The 19,669-nt window shown below is 35.7% G+C and carries 21 protein-coding genes and 1 pseudogene; 6 read left to right on the top strand and 16 right to left on the bottom strand.

Annotated elements, in window-relative coordinates; translation table 11 throughout:
- Positions 1-276 precede the first annotated feature (276 nt).
- Positions 277-1,275, bottom strand: a complete 999-nt coding sequence (locus tag RHAB15C_RS07080) for an Lpg1974 family pore-forming outer membrane protein (protein WP_194845917.1) — start codon at positions 1,273-1,275, stop codon at positions 277-279.
- Positions 1,276-1,319: 44 nt separating this feature from the next.
- Positions 1,320-1,493, bottom strand: coding sequence for a type II toxin-antitoxin system prevent-host-death family antitoxin (locus tag RHAB15C_RS07085; protein WP_194845918.1), 174 nt, complete (start codon positions 1,491-1,493; stop codon positions 1,320-1,322).
- A 119-nt stretch (positions 1,494-1,612) separates the two neighbouring features.
- On the opposite strand from RHAB15C_RS07085, the gene RHAB15C_RS07090 reads away from it, so the two are divergent.
- The 4 genes from RHAB15C_RS07090 to RHAB15C_RS07105 all read left to right on the top strand — a co-directional run bounded on the left by RHAB15C_RS07090 (position 1,613) and on the right by RHAB15C_RS07105 (position 5,645).
- Positions 1,613-2,974, top strand: a complete 1,362-nt coding sequence (locus RHAB15C_RS07090) for an AAA family ATPase (RefSeq protein ID WP_194845919.1) — start codon at positions 1,613-1,615, stop codon at positions 2,972-2,974.
- Complete coding sequence (locus RHAB15C_RS07095) at positions 2,971-4,371, top strand: hypothetical protein (protein WP_194845920.1); 1,401 nt, start codon at positions 2,971-2,973, stop codon at positions 4,369-4,371. Before RHAB15C_RS07090 ends, RHAB15C_RS07095 begins: the two co-directional genes overlap by 4 nt.
- 622 nt (positions 4,372-4,993) lie before the next feature.
- Entirely contained in the window at positions 4,994-5,212 is a 219-nt protein-coding gene (locus RHAB15C_RS07100; RefSeq protein WP_194845043.1) for a type II toxin-antitoxin system Phd/YefM family antitoxin, read from the top strand.
- Positions 5,199-5,645 (top strand): type II toxin-antitoxin system VapC family toxin, encoded by a 447-nt coding sequence (locus RHAB15C_RS07105; protein WP_194845044.1) that lies wholly within the window; start codon positions 5,199-5,201, stop codon positions 5,643-5,645. The genes RHAB15C_RS07100 and RHAB15C_RS07105 overlap by 14 nt, the downstream gene beginning before the upstream one ends.
- A gap of 55 nt (positions 5,646-5,700) precedes the next feature.
- Here RHAB15C_RS07105 and RHAB15C_RS07110 read toward each other — a convergent pair whose 3' ends face one another.
- Both RHAB15C_RS07110 and RHAB15C_RS07115 read right to left on the bottom strand, forming a co-directional pair.
- On the bottom strand, positions 5,701-5,913 hold the full coding sequence (locus RHAB15C_RS07110) for a helix-turn-helix domain-containing protein (RefSeq protein WP_194845045.1): 213 nt from the start codon (positions 5,911-5,913) through the stop codon (positions 5,701-5,703).
- A 284-nt stretch (positions 5,914-6,197) separates the two neighbouring features.
- On the bottom strand, positions 6,198-6,368 hold the full coding sequence (locus tag RHAB15C_RS07115; RefSeq protein ID WP_194845046.1) for a hypothetical protein: 171 nt from the start codon (positions 6,366-6,368) through the stop codon (positions 6,198-6,200).
- A 252-nt stretch (positions 6,369-6,620) separates the two neighbouring features.
- On the opposite strand from RHAB15C_RS07115, the pseudogene RHAB15C_RS07290 reads away from it, so the two are divergent.
- A pseudogene (locus RHAB15C_RS07290) lies at positions 6,621-7,158 on the top strand (transposase family protein); the annotation flags it as partial.
- Positions 7,159-7,671: 513 nt separating this feature from the next.
- A complete protein-coding gene (locus tag RHAB15C_RS07130; RefSeq protein WP_194845047.1) occupies positions 7,672-8,733 on the top strand; it encodes a tyrosine-type recombinase/integrase in 1,062 nt (353 codons plus the stop codon).
- Positions 8,734-8,836: 103 nt separating this feature from the next.
- Here RHAB15C_RS07130 and RHAB15C_RS07135 read toward each other — a convergent pair whose 3' ends face one another.
- From RHAB15C_RS07135 to RHAB15C_RS07190, 12 genes are all read right to left on the bottom strand, one after another.
- A complete protein-coding gene (locus tag RHAB15C_RS07135; RefSeq protein WP_194845048.1) occupies positions 8,837-9,244 on the bottom strand; it encodes a hypothetical protein in 408 nt (135 codons plus the stop codon).
- Positions 9,234-9,980 (bottom strand): ParA family protein, encoded by a 747-nt coding sequence (locus RHAB15C_RS07140; RefSeq protein WP_220716089.1) that lies wholly within the window; start codon positions 9,978-9,980, stop codon positions 9,234-9,236. Before RHAB15C_RS07140 ends, RHAB15C_RS07135 begins: the two co-directional genes overlap by 11 nt.
- Positions 9,981-11,360: 1,380 nt before the next feature.
- Positions 11,361-11,663, bottom strand: coding sequence for a hypothetical protein (locus tag RHAB15C_RS07145; protein ID WP_220716088.1), 303 nt, complete (start codon positions 11,661-11,663; stop codon positions 11,361-11,363).
- A 38-nt stretch (positions 11,664-11,701) separates the two neighbouring features.
- Positions 11,702-12,274, bottom strand: coding sequence for a hypothetical protein (locus RHAB15C_RS07150; RefSeq protein ID WP_194845908.1), 573 nt, complete (start codon positions 12,272-12,274; stop codon positions 11,702-11,704).
- Between the two features lie 111 nt (positions 12,275-12,385).
- Positions 12,386-13,234, bottom strand: coding sequence for a hypothetical protein (locus tag RHAB15C_RS07155; RefSeq protein WP_194845909.1), 849 nt, complete (start codon positions 13,232-13,234; stop codon positions 12,386-12,388).
- A 160-nt stretch (positions 13,235-13,394) separates the two neighbouring features.
- The gene (locus tag RHAB15C_RS07160) at positions 13,395-14,237 is read right to left on the bottom strand and encodes a hypothetical protein (protein ID WP_194845910.1); all 843 of its coding nucleotides are present in this window, start codon (positions 14,235-14,237) and stop codon (positions 13,395-13,397) included.
- Between the two features lie 467 nt (positions 14,238-14,704).
- On the bottom strand, positions 14,705-15,337 hold the full coding sequence (gene ycaC / locus RHAB15C_RS07165; protein ID WP_194845911.1) for an isochorismate family cysteine hydrolase YcaC: 633 nt from the start codon (positions 15,335-15,337) through the stop codon (positions 14,705-14,707).
- 84 nt (positions 15,338-15,421) lie between these two features.
- Positions 15,422-16,267: a hypothetical protein gene (locus RHAB15C_RS07170; protein ID WP_194845912.1), complete on the bottom strand. Its 846-nt coding sequence runs from the start codon at positions 16,265-16,267 to the stop codon at positions 15,422-15,424.
- Positions 16,268-16,292: 25 nt separating this feature from the next.
- Complete coding sequence (locus RHAB15C_RS07175; RefSeq protein ID WP_194845913.1) at positions 16,293-17,150, bottom strand: hypothetical protein; 858 nt, start codon at positions 17,148-17,150, stop codon at positions 16,293-16,295.
- Positions 17,151-17,183: 33 nt separating this feature from the next.
- Positions 17,184-18,023, bottom strand: coding sequence for a hypothetical protein (locus RHAB15C_RS07180; RefSeq protein WP_194845914.1), 840 nt, complete (start codon positions 18,021-18,023; stop codon positions 17,184-17,186).
- A 61-nt stretch (positions 18,024-18,084) separates the two neighbouring features.
- The gene (locus RHAB15C_RS07185) at positions 18,085-18,921 is read right to left on the bottom strand and encodes a hypothetical protein (protein WP_194845915.1); all 837 of its coding nucleotides are present in this window, start codon (positions 18,919-18,921) and stop codon (positions 18,085-18,087) included.
- A 92-nt stretch (positions 18,922-19,013) separates the two neighbouring features.
- Positions 19,014-19,529 (bottom strand): hypothetical protein, encoded by a 516-nt coding sequence (locus RHAB15C_RS07190; RefSeq protein WP_194845916.1) that lies wholly within the window; start codon positions 19,527-19,529, stop codon positions 19,014-19,016.
- Positions 19,530-19,669 lie beyond the last annotated feature (140 nt).

The following is a 19,669-nucleotide window of genomic DNA, read 5'->3' on the forward strand; positions in this document are numbered from 1 at the left end:
ATATCTATATGTATTTAAAATAAAATGGATTTAACTAAACAAAACAATAACTGATTACATTAATAAATTAATGATACAAGTATTATGAAAGTTGAAATGTTTAGAACAAGAAAAAGAGGTATTCTTTTATCTTAAGACAAGCACTCGACAAAAGGCTCTAGGAAGATATTTTTCAGAGATTTTGAGTAATAAATGATCGACTAAAAAATGCATTCTACTTAAATCTAAAAGAAGAAAAATAATTTTTTTCTTCTTTTAGATTTGCTTATTTTAAAACTAGAAACCAAGAGAGAGTCTAACAAAGGGCCCATGTAGAGTAAGATCTGACCCATCTGGAGGAAAAGCTAATGTGCTAAACCAGTTCATACGCATTTGACGCCACCAAACCTGCGTTTCCCATCCTACCGTTAATTCTAATTCAGAGCTACGCGAAGTACACCACCACTTTGAGAGAGCTACTTGTAATTGCATAGAAGAGAAAAGTCGTAGTTTATGATCTCTTAAAGATATTCGGGTAGAAGAAGAAGAGCAATTTAGTAGATTGCCATAATCAGTATGCATTTTAAAGGATCCCAATAAACAAGAAACCCCACCTCTTGCAAAAAGATTAATTTGACAAGGAAAAACCAATCTAAACTCCGCTCCCAATTCTGGTCCGATACCCGAAACTCGACTCACCCCATTTACTTTCTGTGGAGAACTAAGAGATGTTCTAGGTCTAAAAAAAGTGTAATGCACATCTACTTTTTGTTTGACAGTACATCCTTGCACTCCGAAAAAAGGCTCTATCAGAAGAGATTTACCAATCATTAACCCTTTCTTGAACAAAACATCGAATATTTGCATTTTCAATTCCCATTCACCAGAAAGATGAGAAACCTGTTGGTTTACTGGAGAAAAATAGGTAGGAGCAACCAGATTTGCAAAAATATTCCCAGCAGGGTCATCAGCGGTAACTTTTGAAGGATGTGCTCGAAAGTAGGTATAAGAACCACTTAATAACCAACTGTCATAAGTGGGAATATTAATTGTTGCTCGAACTCCAGAATTATAGCTAAAATCTTGTTCAATATCATGAGAAGGAGGTGGAACCAAACCAAAGTTGGTTTCTCCATATTTAAGCGTATCTTCTATTGCTCTGAAGTATAAATAATCGACAACTAGGTTTTGTTGTATTTCTGGATTCTTAACAAGAAGTACATCACAACATTCCTCTGGATATCCACAAGATTCTCCTGCGCTTGTCATTGCAGGAATAACACACAGAGTGAACATAAAACATTTCAGATATTTGATTTTTTTCTTGATCAACAGACCACCTAACCTTGCTTATCTTTTATAGATTCCAATATTTTTAAGTCCTTCAGAGAAATAATAGCTGCAACTTTTTTCCCCTTACGAGTTAATATCGTTCGTTTATTTGCATAGGCAGCTTCATTGACTATATCGGTCAAGCATCCCCTTGCTAAAGAAAATGGGATTGTATTTGTCATTGAGCACCATTACATTTATACTTAATAGAAACATATGTATAAAAAAAATACAACATTGTATTAAAAAAAATATTTAATTCGTTAGATGAGCATGTTTGTATATACATAAGAGGTAATAAATGATAATCAACTCCTATTTAATTTTATTGCCACATGGGAGAAATTTACGTCCTTTACAGGATAAATTTTATGAAATAGGTGGTTTTTATAATGGGATTGGTTACGTATTTCCTCCTCAAAAAGAACAGATCCTTAAACAGATCCTTAAACATCTTCCAGATATCAAAATTCGAAAAGTGGATCTAGAAAAAGATCATACCTTCGATTCTATTCGACAAATGCATAATGCCTCTTATTTTAGAGATAAATTGTTTGCATTAGACAACAAGATCTCATCGATTACTCGCATTTATCAACTTGATGAATTATCAGAGGCTAGCATAGAGAGTTTACAGCTATCACTCGAACAAAAAACACTATTTTTAGAACTCATTCAAGAAAGAGAGAAATTAAAAAAAGCTTTGGAATGGGCTGAGGCAATGGAAAAAACACTATCCTCTCAAAAATCGGTTTCTTTCCAGATGAAATTCATTAGCGAGCAACCTGTTAATTTTCTTTTAGAAGAAGCCCCAAAAATGCCCCGGCTTATCAATTATATAGAGGACTCATATACTAAGGCTTTTATCAGAAAAGGAATCGTTGGGATGCTAGTTGGTTCGGGTGGTGTTGGGAAAACACATGCTCTTGCTCAACTTGCTATTTCTATAACGACAGGAATACCCTGGCTTGGAAAATATCCAGTTGAGAAAACAGGTTGTGTTTTCATGGGAATGGGGGAAAATTCGGAAGAAGATATCCATCGGATGCTCAGAAAGATAGTAAAAAAGTTATTTCGAGAACAAACTTCATTTTTTGATAAAAATCCGCTTTTAGAAGCGAGTAAAAGATTAGCAGTGGCTTCTTTTAATGGAGCAGATTCTTCTTTTATCTATAAAGGAAAACCAACACAATCCTATGAATTATTATTGCAAGAATTGAAAGAAAAAGAACCCAAGGAAGGATGGTCTTGTATTATTCTAGACCCTATCTCTCGTTTTTTAGGTGCAGATGCGGAAATAGATAACGCATCTGCAACACGATTTATCGCTCTTCTGGAAAAAATAACTCTTGAACTTGAAGGTCATCCAACCGTTTTATTCGGTCATCACATGAGTAAAAACGCTCAGGCAGCACGAAACACAGATCAAGGTGCAGCAAGAGGTTCTAGTGCTATTACAGACGGAGTGAGATGGCAAGCTAATTTAGAAAAAATACGCAAAACGCTTAATTCTGAAGAAGAAGAATATGAACTGGATCAAATCATCTTGCGCAGCGTTAAATCCAACTTTACTGCTATTTTGCCATCTTTAAGATTAAAAAAAGATAAAGACGGAATTTTATTCGTTCAGGACCCAAACCAATCAATCTTCAAAAAAAGATGAAAGAAAAAACAAAATCTCCCAACGAATCTGTAATAGATTCTTGTTCTGAGAATAAAGAACTTTTTCTAGAAGAAGAGGTTTGGGGAAATATCAATATAGAGCAAACTTTAAACTTTACAACAGAGGATGTAGAAACTCTGCGTCAATTTCCTTTTATTGATCAAACTCTTGTAGAAGATTTTTTTAAAAAGTTAAAAAATCCTCAGGATAGAGACTTAAAATGGAAAAACTTTCTCAAATCAAATCCATCTAAACAACAAAAAGAAGAGTGGTTGAAAAAAAACCCTAAAAACAAATCCATTGAAGAATCGATTAAAGAGCTGAACTTTTTAAAATATATTACCGAAAACCGCAAACAAATTATCCAATGGCTAGAAAGTGAAGCAAAGAGTAATACTTTTAAAAAATCAGGGCATTTAGTTGATCAACAACTTAAATATCTCAAATCTACAGAAGACCCATTACATATATTTTCACTTATTGAAAATAGAGAGTTAAAGAATAGCATTGCACAAAGTAAAGAAATACAAGAGCAAACCATTCAAGTGGGAATTAACCTCACTGCAGCGCAAGATCGTCTCGTAAATGCTCTCTGTCGTCTGTTACATGAAAAAAGTCAAATATTCAATCCCGGTCAGTCTAATTACTACACAGGAAACTCCCCTTATACGATTGCTGATTACGGTAAAAAAGAAGAAAAAATCCCCAGTCTTGTATTGGAACCTCATGAACTTTATCAAGCTTACTTAGAAAAAGTAGACTTCAGCGGAAAAGAAATAAGCAACATAGAAGACATACTTGAAAAAGCACAAAATACAAGGCATTTGATCATTTATGAATGGAGAACAAAAAACAAAACTGGTAAAACCTTGGTAGACCGCATAGAACAATATCAACCCCTATTCATGGTAGATCGCATTTTTCCAGGTATGAATGAAGAGGAAGCCAATTTAGTGGCTCAAGGGGATACTGAGGCAAGAAGAAAGAAGGCCAAATTCTTAATTAAGTTTAATCCTTTGTTTATCCATCAGATTGAATCTAAATATGTTTTATATCCCAAGGACATTCATCAGCGCATGGCCAAAGCAGCAGGTGGCGATCCTAGAAAAGTTACTCCTGCTATGAACTCATTAAGAGATTTCTGCCTGAGAGCTCTGAGCAATAAACAAAAAAAAATAGAGCTTAATCAAGAGACTCTCCCTCTTTTGTTAAAACTAGAAAATTATGTCAAGTCTGGGCGAAAAAAAGAGATTCTTAAAAAAATCATAGACTCTTTTCAAGTTTGTAAAAATATTGGTTTAATCGACAGATGGGAAGAAAAATCCGGTACGAATAATCAAACTAAGTATGTTATTCATCTTAACCCTGGATTCCTAGGAAGCACCTACCTTTCTTGAGAAATTTTCAAAGGCAATGTTCGTCAAAAGAAATTAAAAAACGCAAATAAAGGCTGATCCTGGCTTAATTTAACTTAAAGATGTCCAACCACACCAATCGCACTCTATAAAGCGCACAGGAACTGTTTAAACACTTAAATTCCTAGCTTTAAGTTTTAGACAACACAAGTAGTTTGCATTTGTCTCCTTACAGACATCCTATTCCCTCTCTTTTGGGTAGGGAGCTATTTATTTGCCGTTTATTACGGCAAATAATAGCCCTTACCCTTCTTATAATACTCTTATAAGAGTCTTATAATATCTACCGCCTGGTTTTTACCTATGAGAGTTCTGCATCGTAGTACGGTAATTCTGCATCGTAGTACGGTAAATCGACCCTTTTTCTGCATCGTAGTACGGTAACTCTGCATCGTAGTACGGTAGTAGTTTCGTCTTTTCAGAAGAAATATGTAATTAAATGCAAATTATCGAGAAAATTTGTTTCGTTGGTAAAGAAAAATCGGCCGAGATTGGATTGAGGAATCGTTTTAAGGATTTCACAAAAAGATAAAAGGTTGTTTTTATTTAAATGACTATAATAATATGACTACAGGAAATGAGTAGGTTTTATATGGATGAAAAAATGCAAGCGGCAAAATTCAAATCAGAATGTCTTAAAGTCATGGAACGGGTAAAAAAAACACGAAGAAAAGTTGTCATTACTAAAAGAAACGTTCCTATTGCGAAATTAGTTCCCCTAGATGTAGAAGACGAACAGGTTTTAGGAAAGCTTAAGGGAACCGTTCATTTTAAGGATAACATAATGGACTCTATTGAAGAGGATTGGGATGCCCATTCTTAGAAGATTGAAACGACACAGAATTCTTCTAGATACACATGTGTTTATATGGGTAATGAACGACAGCCCTCTTTTAACAAAGGAGTTTAAAAACTCCTTTGCATCTATTTTCAAGACACAGGGCGCTTTATTATGCCCCATGTCTATTTGGGAGATAGGAATGTTGACTGATAAAAAACGGATAGAGATAGACATGGACGTATTAGACTGGGTCAATAAGGCTCTAGACTCACCTGGGATGCTCATTTGTCCTATCTCTCCTCGTATAGCAATTCAAAGTACTAGACTACCGGGTAAAGTTCACTTAGACCCCGTAGATCGCCTACTGATAGCTACTGCTTACGAAGAGAGTGCTGTTCTTGTTACAAGTGACAGAAAGATTATTGACTACGGGAAAGGAAGGTTTATTTCCGTTTTTGATCCTTGCAAACGATAATTCCTTATATCTTGTTGTATTTAGTTTAAAGCAATAAAGCGTGCTTTATTGCTTTTTATCCTACAGTGGTCATTTGGGAATTTCTTTGGATAAACCCATTTAATTCTTCAATTAAGATACGATATCTTCCTTTAGGACTGATTTGCATAGCTTTAATCTTTCCGCTTTTAATAGCGCGCCTAATTGTTAAAGGGCTCATACCTAGCATAACGGCCGCTTCAGGCAAAGTAACAACTTTTCTGGATGTGTCTAAGAGGTGATTATTCATAAATGGCTATATACTAGTTCCCTATTCACTCCTTTGTCAAATAAAATTTTTGATATTAAAAATATCGAAAGAAGCTGTTTCTTTGATTATATGCTAAACCTTATTGTCGCAATGCAAGTAAAAAAATCAATTTTACATCACCAACATACTTTATTACTCTAAAGTCAGGTGTTACTAAATCACACTTTATCCCAGGGACAGAAGCAAAAAAAACAACCGGTAACACCTGACAAAATGATAAGAATAATTAAAAAAAAGTATCAACCAAAAAAGCCAGGAGGGTTTTATGGATTCCTTTCTTCGTATTTCTCTTCTTCTCGATCACGTATAGCACTAGCAACTTCAACAACTGTATTCATAATTTGCAGTCCGTGAAATCTCAATGCAGCATCACAGATATTTGTTAGTGATTTTTCCATTTTTTCGTCTACTTCAAGCACTTTTGTTTTAGTCATTTCATCCTCGAAATCTGTTTAAACTCCATAGAAATAATAACAAAAAAAACAAAAACTAAAACAATTTATTTTCTTTTTTACAGAAAAAACATTGCATTTGCATCTAAAAGTATACGCTTTTTAATAAAAGATTACTCATTTCTAATTTTCCTTCTTCAAAAAGAACTAAATTAACCTTTGTTCCTTTTCTATCACCTGTCAATAGCGTAAATCATCTTTATTTTTTACAATCAATTCTTAAATTAGGCATTTTCCTATCAGATTTCAGAAAGTGCTTGTTATCGGAATATTCGTTGGGTAGAGGATGTGCTCATTAAGCATCCTGACTTTGCACTTCCTGGGCATATTAAAAGACCAAAAAAAACCAAAGGTATTTTTACTCAGGAAAAAAGAAAAAACACACAATAAAAAGCCAGGTGATAGTAGACAAAAAAAATCGGAAGATTATTTGCACTGCATTTGCAAATGGTAGGCGTCATGATTTTCGTTTATTTAAAGAATCCAAAGTAAAAATCTATCCTCATACCAAAATAATTACAGATACAGGATATCAAGGATTAAAAAAGCTTCATAAAAAAACACAAATGCCCAAAAGGAGAACTAAAAAAATCCCCTAACAAAAGAAGATAAATGCAACAACCAATATCTAGCTAGAGAGCGCTCTATTAATGAAAATGTGATTGGCTTGCTTAAGCGTTTTAAAATACTCTCTGATCGTTATAGAAATCGACGAAAACGTTTTTGCTTAAGATTTAATCTTATAGCTGGAATTTATAATTGGGAGCTTTAAAATTAAGTTGTGCAAGAGATCTATTATTTATAAAATTGGAAAGCCCAAATTTACCACCTACTATTACGGTCAATGTTGCTTACTTTGAGAATAATATTTCTTGTATGAAATGATTTCAGGTCACCTTCGACTACATTGTACTTGGTTCTAATGAACCATTGTTTAATCTTCCTATTGGCGAGTTTTTCTTTATTAATGAGTCTGTAAAACCAGCTTTTAATAAAGCTGGTTAACCATAATTATTAAAAATATCTGTAACTGATTAAAAAATGTAGCACCTTTTATTACGAATAACCTAATAAGCAATCATCACTATCTTGTTTTATTTAAACAACCCCTTTGTGTCTATAATTAGCCTTATAGACACATAAGAGCGTAGCAAGCTTTTTAAATAAAAAAAAAGAAAACACTATACACATTAAGTGAAAATACATAATTTAAAGATCTAAGATGATCTTCTTTGAGCAGAAAGAACTTTGTTAAACTTTAAAAGTAAAAAACAGCGGATTTTCATTGTCTTCTGCTTACAAAGATAAAACAAAAACTTTGCCGTTTATGAATGCAGAAATAATAGAATTAGAAGAAAGACACAAACTCAACTACAAACAAGTCGTTGAAATTAAAAATGAAAGACTTTGGCAAGCTCTTTCTAAAGTTAATTTACGCACTGCAATCATCGAATGGATTGAGACAATTACAAACCCCTGCACTAAAAGTTCCTATACAACTTCCATGAAAGAGTTATTGGAAAGAGGGTTTTTAAACCCAAATTGGAGTTTGCAGGTATTTGGAATATTATCTACAAATACGATTGTTGATCAAATAAAAGTTCAAACGGTTTACATAAAAAACAAAGCGGCAGAAAGCGCAAAACGGGAATGGTCAATTCGAACCAAAGAAGCCCGTATTAGCTGCTTGTTAGCATTCACAAGATATTTATCAAGAAAAACAGAAGGGATCATAACCAAAGCAACCCCTAATAGAATCGGTCTAGAAAAGACTTTTAGCCCTCCTTCCAAGAAAGTAAAAACAGAAGCTTTGAGCAGAGCTCAACTTAATCGATTTTTAGAAGAGCTGGAACAAATTAATCCAAGAGATGCCTTAATTGCAAAATTGTGTTTGCATGGAGCAAAGAGAATTAATGAAGTGCTCTCTCTAGAGATCTATCACATTGATTTTGAAAAAAGACAAATCTTGTTCAAACAGTCAAAAAGTAAGCTAACAGATGATTTTACAATTATTAATTTTGAAAAAGAAGGAGCACGAGCTCTGCTTCTTAAATTAAAAGATTATATACAAACGAGAAAAGGTCTCGTCTTTCTTACAAAAAACAATAAAGGAGTAAAAAAAACTCAGGTAGATCGAAATTTTTCAAAAGCCGGAAGAAATGCACAAATTCCCTTTCGAGTAAGTGCTCATAATTTAAGAACTACCGCTATTACTCTTTGGAAAGAAGACGGTTTTAGCGATTCTTTAATTATGAAAGCAAGCGGTCATTCTAGTAGCGAAATGGTTCATCGATATGATAGAACAGATATTGCTGATAATGTAACCAGTAAATCTTATCTTTTGTAGTTTGATTTTTTAAAAATCTGGATTATTTTTGAGATAACTGTTCATTGAACATTTTTATTGTTAACAGGTTTTATTGCTTTAAAGTTTCAAAATCTTTGCTGAATTAAGAAAATCTGTCTTTATCACTAACCAGCTTGCTATAAAACTTACCTATTTGTTTTTTCAGGTCAAATTCAGCCAAGGCCATTTCTATGGCTTTTTCAACAATCAGCGTCTTAGAAATTTGCTTACTTCCAGAAAGACGCCTAATTTCTATCCACTTATCTTCTAGATCTCTAAGAGTTTTAACCGATAAATTAAAAGTAGCTTTCTCTTTTAGTTCTTCTAAAACAGTTATCTCTTCCTCTGTTCCATCAAGAAACATTTGTTTTAAAATAGTTTTATTGCTAGAAGGTTTTATTGCTTTCTTCCTTAGAGGTTTTTCTTGTTTTATTTCTTTATTGCTTTCCTGCTTGCTAGTTTCAGACATAAGAGAGCTCATGATATCGGGAGTTTCTAGTCTATCGACCATAATTAAGTATCCTTTCTACTGTTTTTTGATAGTCTTTTGCTCCTGAAGAAGAAGGGGCATATTCGTAAATTGTTTTGCCAAAACCAGCTGCTTCAGATATGCGTACTGAATATTTAACTGGCTCGCAAATTTGTTTTGAATAGTATTTTTTAAGTTGTTCTAAAATCTCAGAAGATTTTTTTACTCTTCGGTCCCAGAAAGTAGGCAGTAAATAAGCGTGCTGCAATCTTCTATTGAATTTCTGTACGCTTTTTAATCTTTCTGCAAATTCGACTAAACTATTAAGGGTGAGTACTTCCAAACTAACAGGGGTGAGTACTTCTAGGCAATAGAACAAAGCATTAATTGTAAGTGTATCCCAACTTGGTGAAGTGTCAATGATCACAAAATCAAATTTTCCTTCAATAGAACAAAGAGACTCGGAAAGTGTTTGCTCAGAGCTAAAGTCTTTTCGACCTATTGCTCTCTTTACTCCGGATAATCCTCTTCCCCCAGATAAAATCCAAAGCCCCTCTCTAGCTTGAAATAAGGCTTGTTCAACATGGATTTGCTCGTTAAGAACATCTGCTAAGCTATGCTTTGGTTTTACTCCCAATAAAAATGCATCTTGCCCTTGATCATCTGTGTCAATTAAAAGTACTTTTTTTCCGGACAAAGCAATGCCATGAGAAACAGAAACGGCTGTTGAGCTTTTAGCAACTCCTCCCTTGGAAAGGGCTATACAAATTTTTCTCATTATTGCCTTATTGCTTTATTTTTCCTGAAATTAACAACAAGGGAATATAATATGCAAGTTGTTATGGTTTTTTTTGCAAGATGTAGCAAAAGTTTCTGACTAAATAGCTGTTAGGTCCGGTTTGTTAACATACAAAACAAATTTTCTCGATAATTTGCATTTAATTACATATTTCTTCTGAAAAGACGAAACTACTACCGTACTACGATGCAGAGTTACCGTACTACGATGCAGAAAAAGGGTCGATTTACCGTACTACGATGCAGAATTACCGTACTACGATGCAGAACTCTCATAGGTAAAAACCAGGCGGTAGATATTATAAGACTCTTATAAGAGTATTATAAGAAGGGTAAGGGCTATTATTTGCCGTAATAAACGGCAAATAAATAGCTCCCTACCCAAAAGAGAGGGAATAGGATGTCTGTAAGGAGACAAATGCAAACTACTTGTGTTGTCTAAAACTTAAAGCTAGGAATTTAAGTGTTTAAACAGTTCCTGTGCGCTTTATAGAGTGCGATTGGTGTGGTTGGACATCTTTAAGTTAAATTAAGCCAGGATCAGCCTTTATTTGCGTTTTTTAATTTCTTTTGACGAACATTGCCTTTGCAAGTTTCCAATGTTTATTGGAAATCAAACTTTTACTTACAAAGAGTGATTTATATTATTTATTATAAATTGTTTTACTTTTTAATTACGTAAGATATGATTGATTATTATTTATGAACAATTTTCTGTCGTAATTGAAATATGAAATGGTATTCTCTATTTGTTTCTAGATCAGTTAATTGATATTAATCATTAATTGTGGAAAAGAGGGAATTAAACAGTGTTGATAGATGTATCAAATGCACTATTACAGCTACTAAATACATTTCCCGTATCGCAAAATTTATCCTTGTTACGAGTTCTATTAGTTTCAATACTATTATTAATAGTACAAGGGTTAAGTTCAGAAGAAACACTATATAAAGATCATAAAAAAATAAAACCAAATGGAATGCAAACACCAGGATAAATGAATTTAGTGTGAGTATAAATTTAATGTAATAACTGTGGAGAAAATATGTTACCTACAACTATACTAAACGTAGTGTTAGATTTATTAGCTATATTGCCCTTAGGAACGCTTCCTTTACTACAAACTTTGTTGTTGCAAGTAAGATCATTGATAGCACAAGGTCAAAGCTCACAACAAATTATAACAGCTCTCATAAGCGCAATAACATCAGTTACTCCATCACCTGCATCAGCTGATATAAAATAAAAATTTCGTTAAATATCGCAAAATAAAAAACCGCATGATTCTTGTTCATGCGGTTTTTCTATTTAGAATTTGTGAATTAAATGGTGTATCTATCTTCTTTTAGAAGATGTTTACTACAGATCATCAGGTTTTTGTTTATCTGTTTTTTGAAAGATTCTTTCTTGAATGCAATCAGTGACGAATTTCCGAATGGACATTCCTAGTTTTGCTACATGCATCTTAATTTTTTTATGTTCCTTTTCTGAAACATCTATTGACATCCTGGTTTTTTTATCACGCATTTTAATCCCCGTAGATTGTTGAAGAGGCTTGATGACATTTCTTGTGACGCACGTTTCAAAAAAGTAGAAAATTTCTTGCATTTCTTTAGTCCAATAATTTTTTTTTGAAAAAGAACTTAAAAATCCTATCGTCAAGAGAATGGCTCTTTTAAATATACTAATTTCGACTTTTACTACATGCAAGATGAATGCAAATTTCCAAAAATTACTACGTGTACTGTATGGCTGTCGTGGAAAATTAACTTGGCGTTTTTCTCAATAATTTTAGTTCCTATTTCTAGAGTATGCGTTTTTAGCAAAATGGGAGCTGCTTGCACATTGAATCCTTCCGCAGCAACTATGGGAACATAATTTGTACTTGTCATTGGAATAATGAAAGAGATTAAATAAGAACCTGTGTTTTTTTTATGAACAGACATTACATTAAACCCCTCGTATACTTCACCTGTTACTCCAGAAAATGTTACCCATACCTTTGCTATAGAAGGATGTATAGATAAAGTATTTACAGGACTAATATTTGTAGTATATTCATAGGAATCCTCTTTTTCTTGAAAAACGGGATTTAAGTTTTTTGTCTCTTTCTGGAACTTAGGAGCCCCTGTTGTGTAGCTCTGATTTGTTACATAGATTCGTGAATAAGGAGGCATAAAAACGTGCATTCCATGAAAATTTCCCTTTCTGTCACACCCTACTAATCTGGGATTTTGCGTATGTACTACTTGTTTTTTTTCTTGTCTTATCATTGACTTAAATCCACCTCATGTTTATCTGCAATGTCTTTTTAGGGGATAATAAGAAATATTTTTTTTTAATGAAATTTATCTTTACAGCTAATGAAAGTAATCAAGTCTTTTTTAAGGAGATGGTTCGATTAATAACCAAGCCACAATAGAAGTGTCTCCTATTGCCGAAGAAGAAATGGTAAAGCTTACCCCAGGCACTCTTGCAGTTACAGATAGAATACCTGGACCTCCACTTGGCACGTTACTACAAAGGAAAATCTCTGTATTAGCTGTGACGGTGTTGTTGGATACCGTTACAACCGAGGGAGATAGTAATACGGCAACTAGTGTAGCTCTTCCCATTCGACAATTTATCCCTTCTTTGATCATAAGACCAGCCCCTGGGTAGACAATAGCAAGGCCTGAAGTCGATGCTGATGCGCTTTGCATTCTAGCTAACCCAAGAGGTGCTACTGTTCCATTTCTTGTAACTAAAAAATTTATAGCGGTTCCATTTGCTGTAGTTGACCAGGCTTCAGTAGCAGAAAAGTAGATTGCAGAGGAAATTGCTGTAAAAGTTGTACCTGTGTATCCACCTGCTGAAATTAATCCTAAAGGATCTCCGCTTAAATTAGCTGTAGGAGCTGCTGCTGTTCCTTTTGCTGTGCGTAATATTAATGCGGACCTATATGAAGAAGAGGTTGCATAAGTTGTTAAATATACATCGCATTCTAACCTCGTAGGTGACATTACGAATTCTGCTGTAGAGTTGCTTAAAGCTTGCGTTGGAGTTCCTACACCTAAAAAGTCACTAACCGTCAAACTGTTTGGAGTAGCTTCTATTCCTGCAAAGCTTCCGAAGGCTGCTGACCCATTACAGTCCAAAGTATTGGTTCCAAAAAAATTGTTGTTATTCCCCAGGGTTAGGGATTCTGTAGAAGAAGAAGCTGGTATGTTTAGTGCATTTGCTATTTTTGCCATTGAGTTACTTGTGTTGTTTGTTATAAATGTTTATCAGTAATATCCTCTGCTTCTTCCTCACAGAGGATGCTAAATATTATGATGTAATAAAAAAAAATATATCTAGTGTAATTTGTAAAAACTTAATACAGAGGCAAATCAACCTCTTGTTTTCTTGTGATTACACGACCGTAATGTTTCCAACGCTATTTATTATATTCCATATAGTGCTAGCTCCAGCTACTACACAAACAGCACGAATACTGTCTAGTTGGTTTGTTGAAGTGAGGGATCCTCCTGTTCCTGCTGTTGTACTGGAAGAACCAAAAAATATCTGCTGAGAAGCGTTTTGTTTAAGTTGCCAGCCTGCTGTCCCAGCACTTCCTTTCCCTGTAATATAAAACGTATCTCCAAGAGCTGCTGTAGCAGGAAGGGTAAAAACAACTTGCGCTGCATTATCAGCAATGTAACCTGTATTAGTGGAAATTGTTTGTGTTGTTCCTGTAACATTTATCCAAGGAGTCCCTCCTGCAGCAACCGTTAGAGTAACTGCTCCTCCCAAAGAAACAGGACTACCAGTCACAGTGACTCCATTTCCTGTAATCGTAATAGGAGGAGCTGTTAGAGTAAGTGAATTAGCTCCTGGAGTTTGCGTTAATCCTCCTGATAAGGTGAGCGTTGCGAAAGCGGGGGCTGCACCTGTTGCTCCGATGAGCAACTGACCATTTGTCCCAACTGGAACAGATGTAGTAGCACTGGTGCCATTCCCAAGGAGAAGACTATTTGCAGTTAAAGTAGTGTTTCCTGTACCTCCATTTGCTACAGTTAAAGGGGCTCCCCCTAACGTGTTTATATTGATATTAGTTGTGTTAACTTCAAAGTTAGGAGAGGCTGTTACGCCATTAGGATTGGTAATAGTAACGGTATTTCCTGTAGAGGTAAATGTGCGACCAAAAAAGGTTCCCGTGCCATTATAGGCAACAATTCCTGACTGGGTTAAATTTATGGCATTATTTGTTGTCATGGGCTCACTTTTGTTATATGAAGTTTTTATGTAATTTTAAACGCGCTTACACATCTGATTTTGGGCTCTTATTTGAGGTAAGCTCTTGGTTTAATAAGAAAGTTTATATTTTATTGTTTGTACAACTCATCTTCCTGCAAATAAATACTATCTTCTAACATTTGGTTAGGGATTTTTAGTTGCTATTAGCTACCTCTTTGGAAGACTTACTTAATTTTTTATTTTTGTTTGAAGAGGATATTTGGGTAGTATGATAGATCTAAAAAAATTATATCTATAACAATTTATGGAAATAGGGAAATCTTTGAAGATTTAAAATAACTATTGAACATTTGCTTAACATTTCTTTTTAAGAATGTTAACAAAAGATGAGTTCTTAATAAAAAGAATATAACAAGAGAGGTATTTTACATCTTAGGAGTCTACTAATAGAGGTTTTTATCAGAATAAGTTGTCTGTAGTTCTAGTTATTTTTTTGTTTCATAACTGCTAATTAAGCCTGCATAGGGGACCAAGCGGTGTTGTAATATCTTCTTCAACTTATCTCCGTCATTTCTCCAATCTTTTTGCAACTCTGAAGCAAGAGCAAACCAGTTTATTAAAACAGCTCCAGCATTTGACATGCGTATAAGAGCAGCTTCTTTGACAGATCGATTGAATGTACCTGAGGCATCGACTACAACGTATACTTCATATCCCTCAGCTAAAGCAGAAATTGTAGGAAAAGCGACACATACATCAGTTACAATCCCTGCTATTAGCAACTTCTTACGTCCTGTTTTTTTTACTGCTTTAACAAAATCCTCGTTACCCCATGCATTAATTTGACCCGGTCTTGGGATATAAGGAGAATAGGGAAATTTTTGTTTTAGTTCGGGAAGTAAAGGCCCATTGGGACCTTTTTCAAAGCTAGTTGTTAATATTGTAGGAAGATTAAAAGTAAGTCCTATGTCCGCCAGAGCAAGAATATTATTCTTGAATTCATCTGGTTCATAGTCCCTGACTAGCTGCATCAGACCTATTTGATGATCAATTAGCAGCAGAGTTGCATTATCTGAAGAGAGGCGATTACTACCTACTTGAGATTGTGAGAGAGGCATAGAATTACTCCCGTTCTAGGTTAGAGATTAGTTTTACTACTAATTAACAAGGAATATAAATAAAATCTTAGGGTTTATCACGGCTCAGATAGGCTCTATCAACAACCATCCTACTACCGAACCAAAGTCCAAAGCGATACCAGTTGAAATGGTAAAGCTCACCCCTGGTGTTCTTCCAGTTACTCGTAAGAATCCTAAAAGATTTAAAGAACTCTGACCGTTAACAGTTAAAAAGATACGGGTATTTGCTGTAACAGTACTATTAAGAACTGTGGCCGATCCGGCTGATAAAGTAACAACACCCATTCTGGCGTTACTGCCTTCTTTAATTAAAAACCCTGATCCTTGGTCCGGAATTGCAACTCCTGAAATAGATGCACTGCTGTTTAATATACTAGTGACTTGCTTTAGAGTTGTTGTTGTATTAGACGTTACTTGGAGAGAGATGTTTGTTCCGTTGGCAGTAGTGGTCCAGTTCTCATTTGCACTCATGAGAATATAGCCCATTGATGAGGAAGAAAAACTAGTGCCATTATATCCTCTTACTCCCCACTCGCCTATAATGTCGCCACTTTGGTTGGCTGTAGGTGCTAACGCAGTTCCTCTTGCTGTGAGATGAATCAAATTTGATGCGTTAGTGGCACTGCTGCCCACATAAGATGTTTGAACAAGATCACATTCTGTAGATGTGATTGGCATAACAAATTCCGCGGTAGATCCTGATAGAAATTGTGTAGCTGCTCCTATCCCTAGAAAAGGAGAAGTGACCAAACTATTTGCAGGTGCTGTAGTTCCAGCTACAGTGCCAAAGGCTGCTGACCCACTGCAATCCAAGGTGTTAACCCCTATAAAATTACTAGAGTTCCCTAGAGTTAAAGAGGTTAAACTAGAAGACACCGGTACATTTATCGCGTTTGTTATTTTTGCCATTTTACATTCTTTATTTACACATTATCTAAGGAGCTGATTCAACTAATAGCCAGGCAATATCTGAAGTATCCCCTATAGCAAGAGAAGCAATAGTAAAACCAACCCCGGGTACTAGGGTTAGTACAAATACCTCTCCAAGAGCTAAACCAGAAGGATTATTATTTGTAAGGAAAATACGTGTGTTAGCAGTTACAGTGTTGTTAGCTACTGTAACGGTAGAAGGAGCTAAAATGATGGGAACTAATGTTGCTATTCCCATTCGAGCATTTGCCCCTTCTTTGATCATAAAACCTGATCCGGCTCTAGTAATCGCTAACCCGGAAATAGAAGCACTTGTGCTAAGAGCCCGAACCATCTCAGATGGACTTGTTGAGTTAGGAGAGGTTATTTTAAAGCTGATTGCTGTTCCATTAGCTGTAGGTGTCCATGTTTCGTTGGCCAATATAGAGATGGAGCACTTGGAAGTGGTTACAAAACCAGTGCCGTTATAGCCTCTAACTCCCCATATTCCCAACGCGTCTCCATTCTGGTTAGCCGTAGGAGCTATCGCTGTTCCTCTTGCAGTTAAATGAAGAAGATTAGACCCATTAGCAGATCCAGACCCTGCGTAAGTTGTTTGCAAGATATCACATTCAGATGAAGTAGTTGGCATTAAAAATTCTGCAGTAGATCCGATTAAAAACTGAGTAGAAGTTCTCACTCCTAAAAAACCACTGCCTATTAAACCATTTGGAGGTGCTGCTATTCCTGCAAAAGCTCCAAAAGCACCAGATCCTTTGCAATCTAATGAGTTATTGCCTAGAAAATTATTTGTATTTCCCAGTGTTAAAGAAGGAACCAAAGAAGAAGCAGGTGTGTTTGTTGCATTTGCTATCTTTGCCATTTTAGGTACATTTAGCCTTATTTATTATGTTTCTTAAGGAGAGGGTTCTATCATCAACCAAACAACCGCAGCAGCAGCAGTTAATAAGTTAGAGTTAATAGTAAAACTAACTCCAGGTATTCGCGCTGCTATGGTTAACTGCCCTATATTTACCGCTATTCCGCTATTTGTTAGAAAGATTCGTGTGTTTGCTGTAACGGTATTGTTCAACACAATAACCACACCAGCGACTAATAGAGCTATCCCCATACGAGCATTTAACCCTTCCTTAACTAACAATCCCGATCCCAAGTCAGTAATTGCAAGACCTGTATTCGTCGCATTTGTATCGATAATACGAGCTATTTCAGTCAGTGTCGTCGTACCATTTTGAGTCACAGAAAAAGAGATTGTCGTTCCGTTATTTGTAGCGGTCCAATTCTGAGTAGTGATCATAGAAATGGTGGCTTTAGAAGTAGTAGCAAAAGCAGATCCTGTGTAACCTCTGGCTCCCCATACTCCTAGAAGATCTCCGCTTTGGTTAGCTGTTGGTGCTAAAGCTGTTCCCCTTGCTGTGTACTGCAATAAACTCGACGCATTCGTAGCACTACTTCCTACGTAAGATGTTTGCAAGACATCACACTCAACAGCTGGCGATGTTCCAACAAATTCCGCTGTAGATCCACTCAAAAATTGAGTAGCAGTTCCTACTCCTAAAAATCCACTGACAATAATACCGTTAGCAGGAGCTACCGTTCCTGCAAAAGTTCCAAAAGCACCAGATCCTTTGCAATCTAAAGCATTGGTTCCTAGGAAATCATTCCCATTTCCAAGTGTCATTGCTGGTGTGCTAGAAGATGCTGGTATATTGATTGCGTTTGCTATTTTTGCCATGTTAGTTAGTGTTATTACTCATTCGTGTTTCTGTAAAAACTGGATATTTTTCATTCAAACTTTATACAACAGTAATATTCCCGATACTATCTATCACATTCCAAACAGTAGCCGCACCAGGAACTATACAAACAGCGCGAATACTGTCTAGTTGATTTGTAGAAGTAAGAGAGCCAGAGGTTCCCACTGTAGTTGTTGAAGAACCAAAGAAGATCACTTGACCGGCATTTTGGTTGATTTTCCATCCAGATGTACCCGCATTTCCATTTCCTGTTATGTAAAATGTATCTCCAAGAGCCGCTGTTGTTGGAAGGGTGAAAACAACTTGTGCTGCATTGCTAGCGATATAACCGGTATTTACTACTATTGCTTGTGTTGTTCCAGTAACGTTAACCCAAGTGATTCCACCACCTGTAACCGTTAGAGTAACTGCACCACCCAAAGAAACAGGACTACCCGTTACAGTAAGCCCGCTTCCTGTGATGGTAATAGGAGGAGCTGTTAGAGTGAGTGAATTAGCTCCCGGTGTTTGCGTTAACCCTCCGGACAAAGTTAACGTTGAAAACGCTGCCGGTCCTCCTGCAGCTCCGATGAGCAATTGACCATTTGTTCCGGATGGAATACTTCCAATAGGACCAGATCCATTCCCAATTAGAATGTTATTTGTAGGGAAAGTGGAGTTTCCTGTGCCCCCGTTTGTTACATTTAAAATCCCGGTAAAGTTATTGATATTAATTCCGGAAAAATTCACTTCGAAATTTGGATTCCCGTTAACACCATTGGGATTGGTAATACTAACTGTGCTTCCTGCTGAAGTAAGAGTTCGGCCGAAGAAGACACCTGTTGTGTTATTATAAGTAACAACGCCAGTCTGGTTCAAATTGATAGCATTTGCCATTGTTTCTCTTTTTGTTATGTTTTATTTATCAAAATTTTTTCCCTGAAAAATCTGAGCTAAGTAGGAAGTTGTATCGATTTATCTTTGCTATATTATGGTCCTAAGGGACCTCCAAAAGTTCCTTGAACACTTACTGCTCTCCATTCTGTATTAGGGATCGTAGCTACAAGATAGATAGAGTTTCCCAGATTTTCAGAGATAAGAAAGCCTCCTGGTCCTTGTCTTTGCTCAGTTCCAATAAATAGTGATTGACCAGCTGCTAGGTGAATTTCATATCCTAATCCGGTCCCGACAACATATAAAACATCTCCGACAGAAGATGTCGCTGGTAACATATAATTTGTAGCTCCTGGAAACCTATCTATATAGCCGGTATTTACAGACATCGGAACAACAGCGTCTGTATTAACAATCCAAGTGACTCCCGAAGCGCCAGGAGCTGTGAAACTCAGAGTATTTGTTGCAGAATTACCCACAACAGAAATGTTTGATCCTCCTAGATTAAAATTACCATTTGCATCAGGAGAAATAGCTCCACCACCGGTTAAGCCCGTTATTGTAATAGCGCCGAATTGACTAGAAGGGAAAGGATCGCAACTAAATGCCATTTTTTACTCTTCTGTAAGGGAGTTAGAAAAAATCATTAAACCAGCACTGCAAAGAGCAGGCAGTAGTTCACTACTCAACATTCGAGCTAAAAATTGCTGGTTTCTTTTATATTTCATTTTTTACCGCACATAAAATTAAA

It is taken from the genome of Candidatus Rhabdochlamydia porcellionis, assembly GCF_015356815.2.
Taxonomy (GTDB): domain Bacteria; phylum Chlamydiota; class Chlamydiia; order Chlamydiales; family Rhabdochlamydiaceae; genus Rhabdochlamydia; species Rhabdochlamydia porcellionis.

Bases quoted from the DNA above. Each gene is read 5' to 3' on its own strand.
- RHAB15C_RS07140 (WP_220716089.1), bottom strand. From the start codon at position 9,980: ATGAGAAAAATTTGTATAGCCCTTTCCAAGGGAGGAGTTGCTAAAAGC.
- RHAB15C_RS07190 (WP_194845916.1), bottom strand. From the start codon at position 19,529: ATGGCATTTAGTTGCGATCCTTTCCCTTCTAGTCAATTCGGCGCTATT.
- RHAB15C_RS07110 (WP_194845045.1), bottom strand. From the start codon at position 5,913: ATGAATAATCACCTCTTAGACACATCCAGAAAAGTTGTTACTTTGCCT.
- RHAB15C_RS07095 (WP_194845920.1), top strand. From the start codon at position 2,971: ATGAAAGAAAAAACAAAATCTCCCAACGAATCTGTAATAGATTCTTGT.
- RHAB15C_RS07090 (WP_194845919.1), top strand. From the start codon at position 1,613: ATGATAATCAACTCCTATTTAATTTTATTGCCACATGGGAGAAATTTA.
- RHAB15C_RS07080 (WP_194845917.1), bottom strand. From the start codon at position 1,275: ATGTTCACTCTGTGTGTTATTCCTGCAATGACAAGCGCAGGAGAATCT.
- RHAB15C_RS07085 (WP_194845918.1), bottom strand. From the start codon at position 1,493: ATGACAAATACAATCCCATTTTCTTTAGCAAGGGGATGCTTGACCGAT.
- RHAB15C_RS07115 (WP_194845046.1), bottom strand. From the start codon at position 6,368: ATGACTAAAACAAAAGTGCTTGAAGTAGACGAAAAAATGGAAAAATCA.
- RHAB15C_RS07100 (WP_194845043.1), top strand. From the start codon at position 4,994: ATGCAAGCGGCAAAATTCAAATCAGAATGTCTTAAAGTCATGGAACGG.
- RHAB15C_RS07160 (WP_194845910.1), bottom strand. From the start codon at position 14,237: ATGACAACAAATAATGCCATAAATTTAACCCAGTCAGGAATTGTTGCC.
- RHAB15C_RS07155 (WP_194845909.1), bottom strand. From the start codon at position 13,234: ATGGCAAAAATAGCAAATGCACTAAACATACCAGCTTCTTCTTCTACA.
- ycaC (WP_194845911.1), bottom strand. From the start codon at position 15,337: ATGCCTCTCTCACAATCTCAAGTAGGTAGTAATCGCCTCTCTTCAGAT.
- RHAB15C_RS07175 (WP_194845913.1), bottom strand. From the start codon at position 17,150: ATGGCAAAGATAGCAAATGCAACAAACACACCTGCTTCTTCTTTGGTT.
- RHAB15C_RS07105 (WP_194845044.1), top strand. From the start codon at position 5,199: ATGCCCATTCTTAGAAGATTGAAACGACACAGAATTCTTCTAGATACA.
- RHAB15C_RS07170 (WP_194845912.1), bottom strand. From the start codon at position 16,267: ATGGCAAAAATAACAAACGCGATAAATGTACCGGTGTCTTCTAGTTTA.
- RHAB15C_RS07185 (WP_194845915.1), bottom strand. From the start codon at position 18,921: ATGGCAAATGCTATCAATTTGAACCAGACTGGCGTTGTTACTTATAAT.
- RHAB15C_RS07180 (WP_194845914.1), bottom strand. From the start codon at position 18,023: ATGGCAAAAATAGCAAACGCAATCAATATACCAGCATCTTCTAGCACA.
- RHAB15C_RS07150 (WP_194845908.1), bottom strand. From the start codon at position 12,274: ATGATAAGACAAGAAAAAAAACAAGTAGTACATACGCAAAATCCCAGA.
- RHAB15C_RS07135 (WP_194845048.1), bottom strand. From the start codon at position 9,244: ATGGTCGATAGACTAGAAACTCCCGATATCATGAGCTCTCTTATGTCT.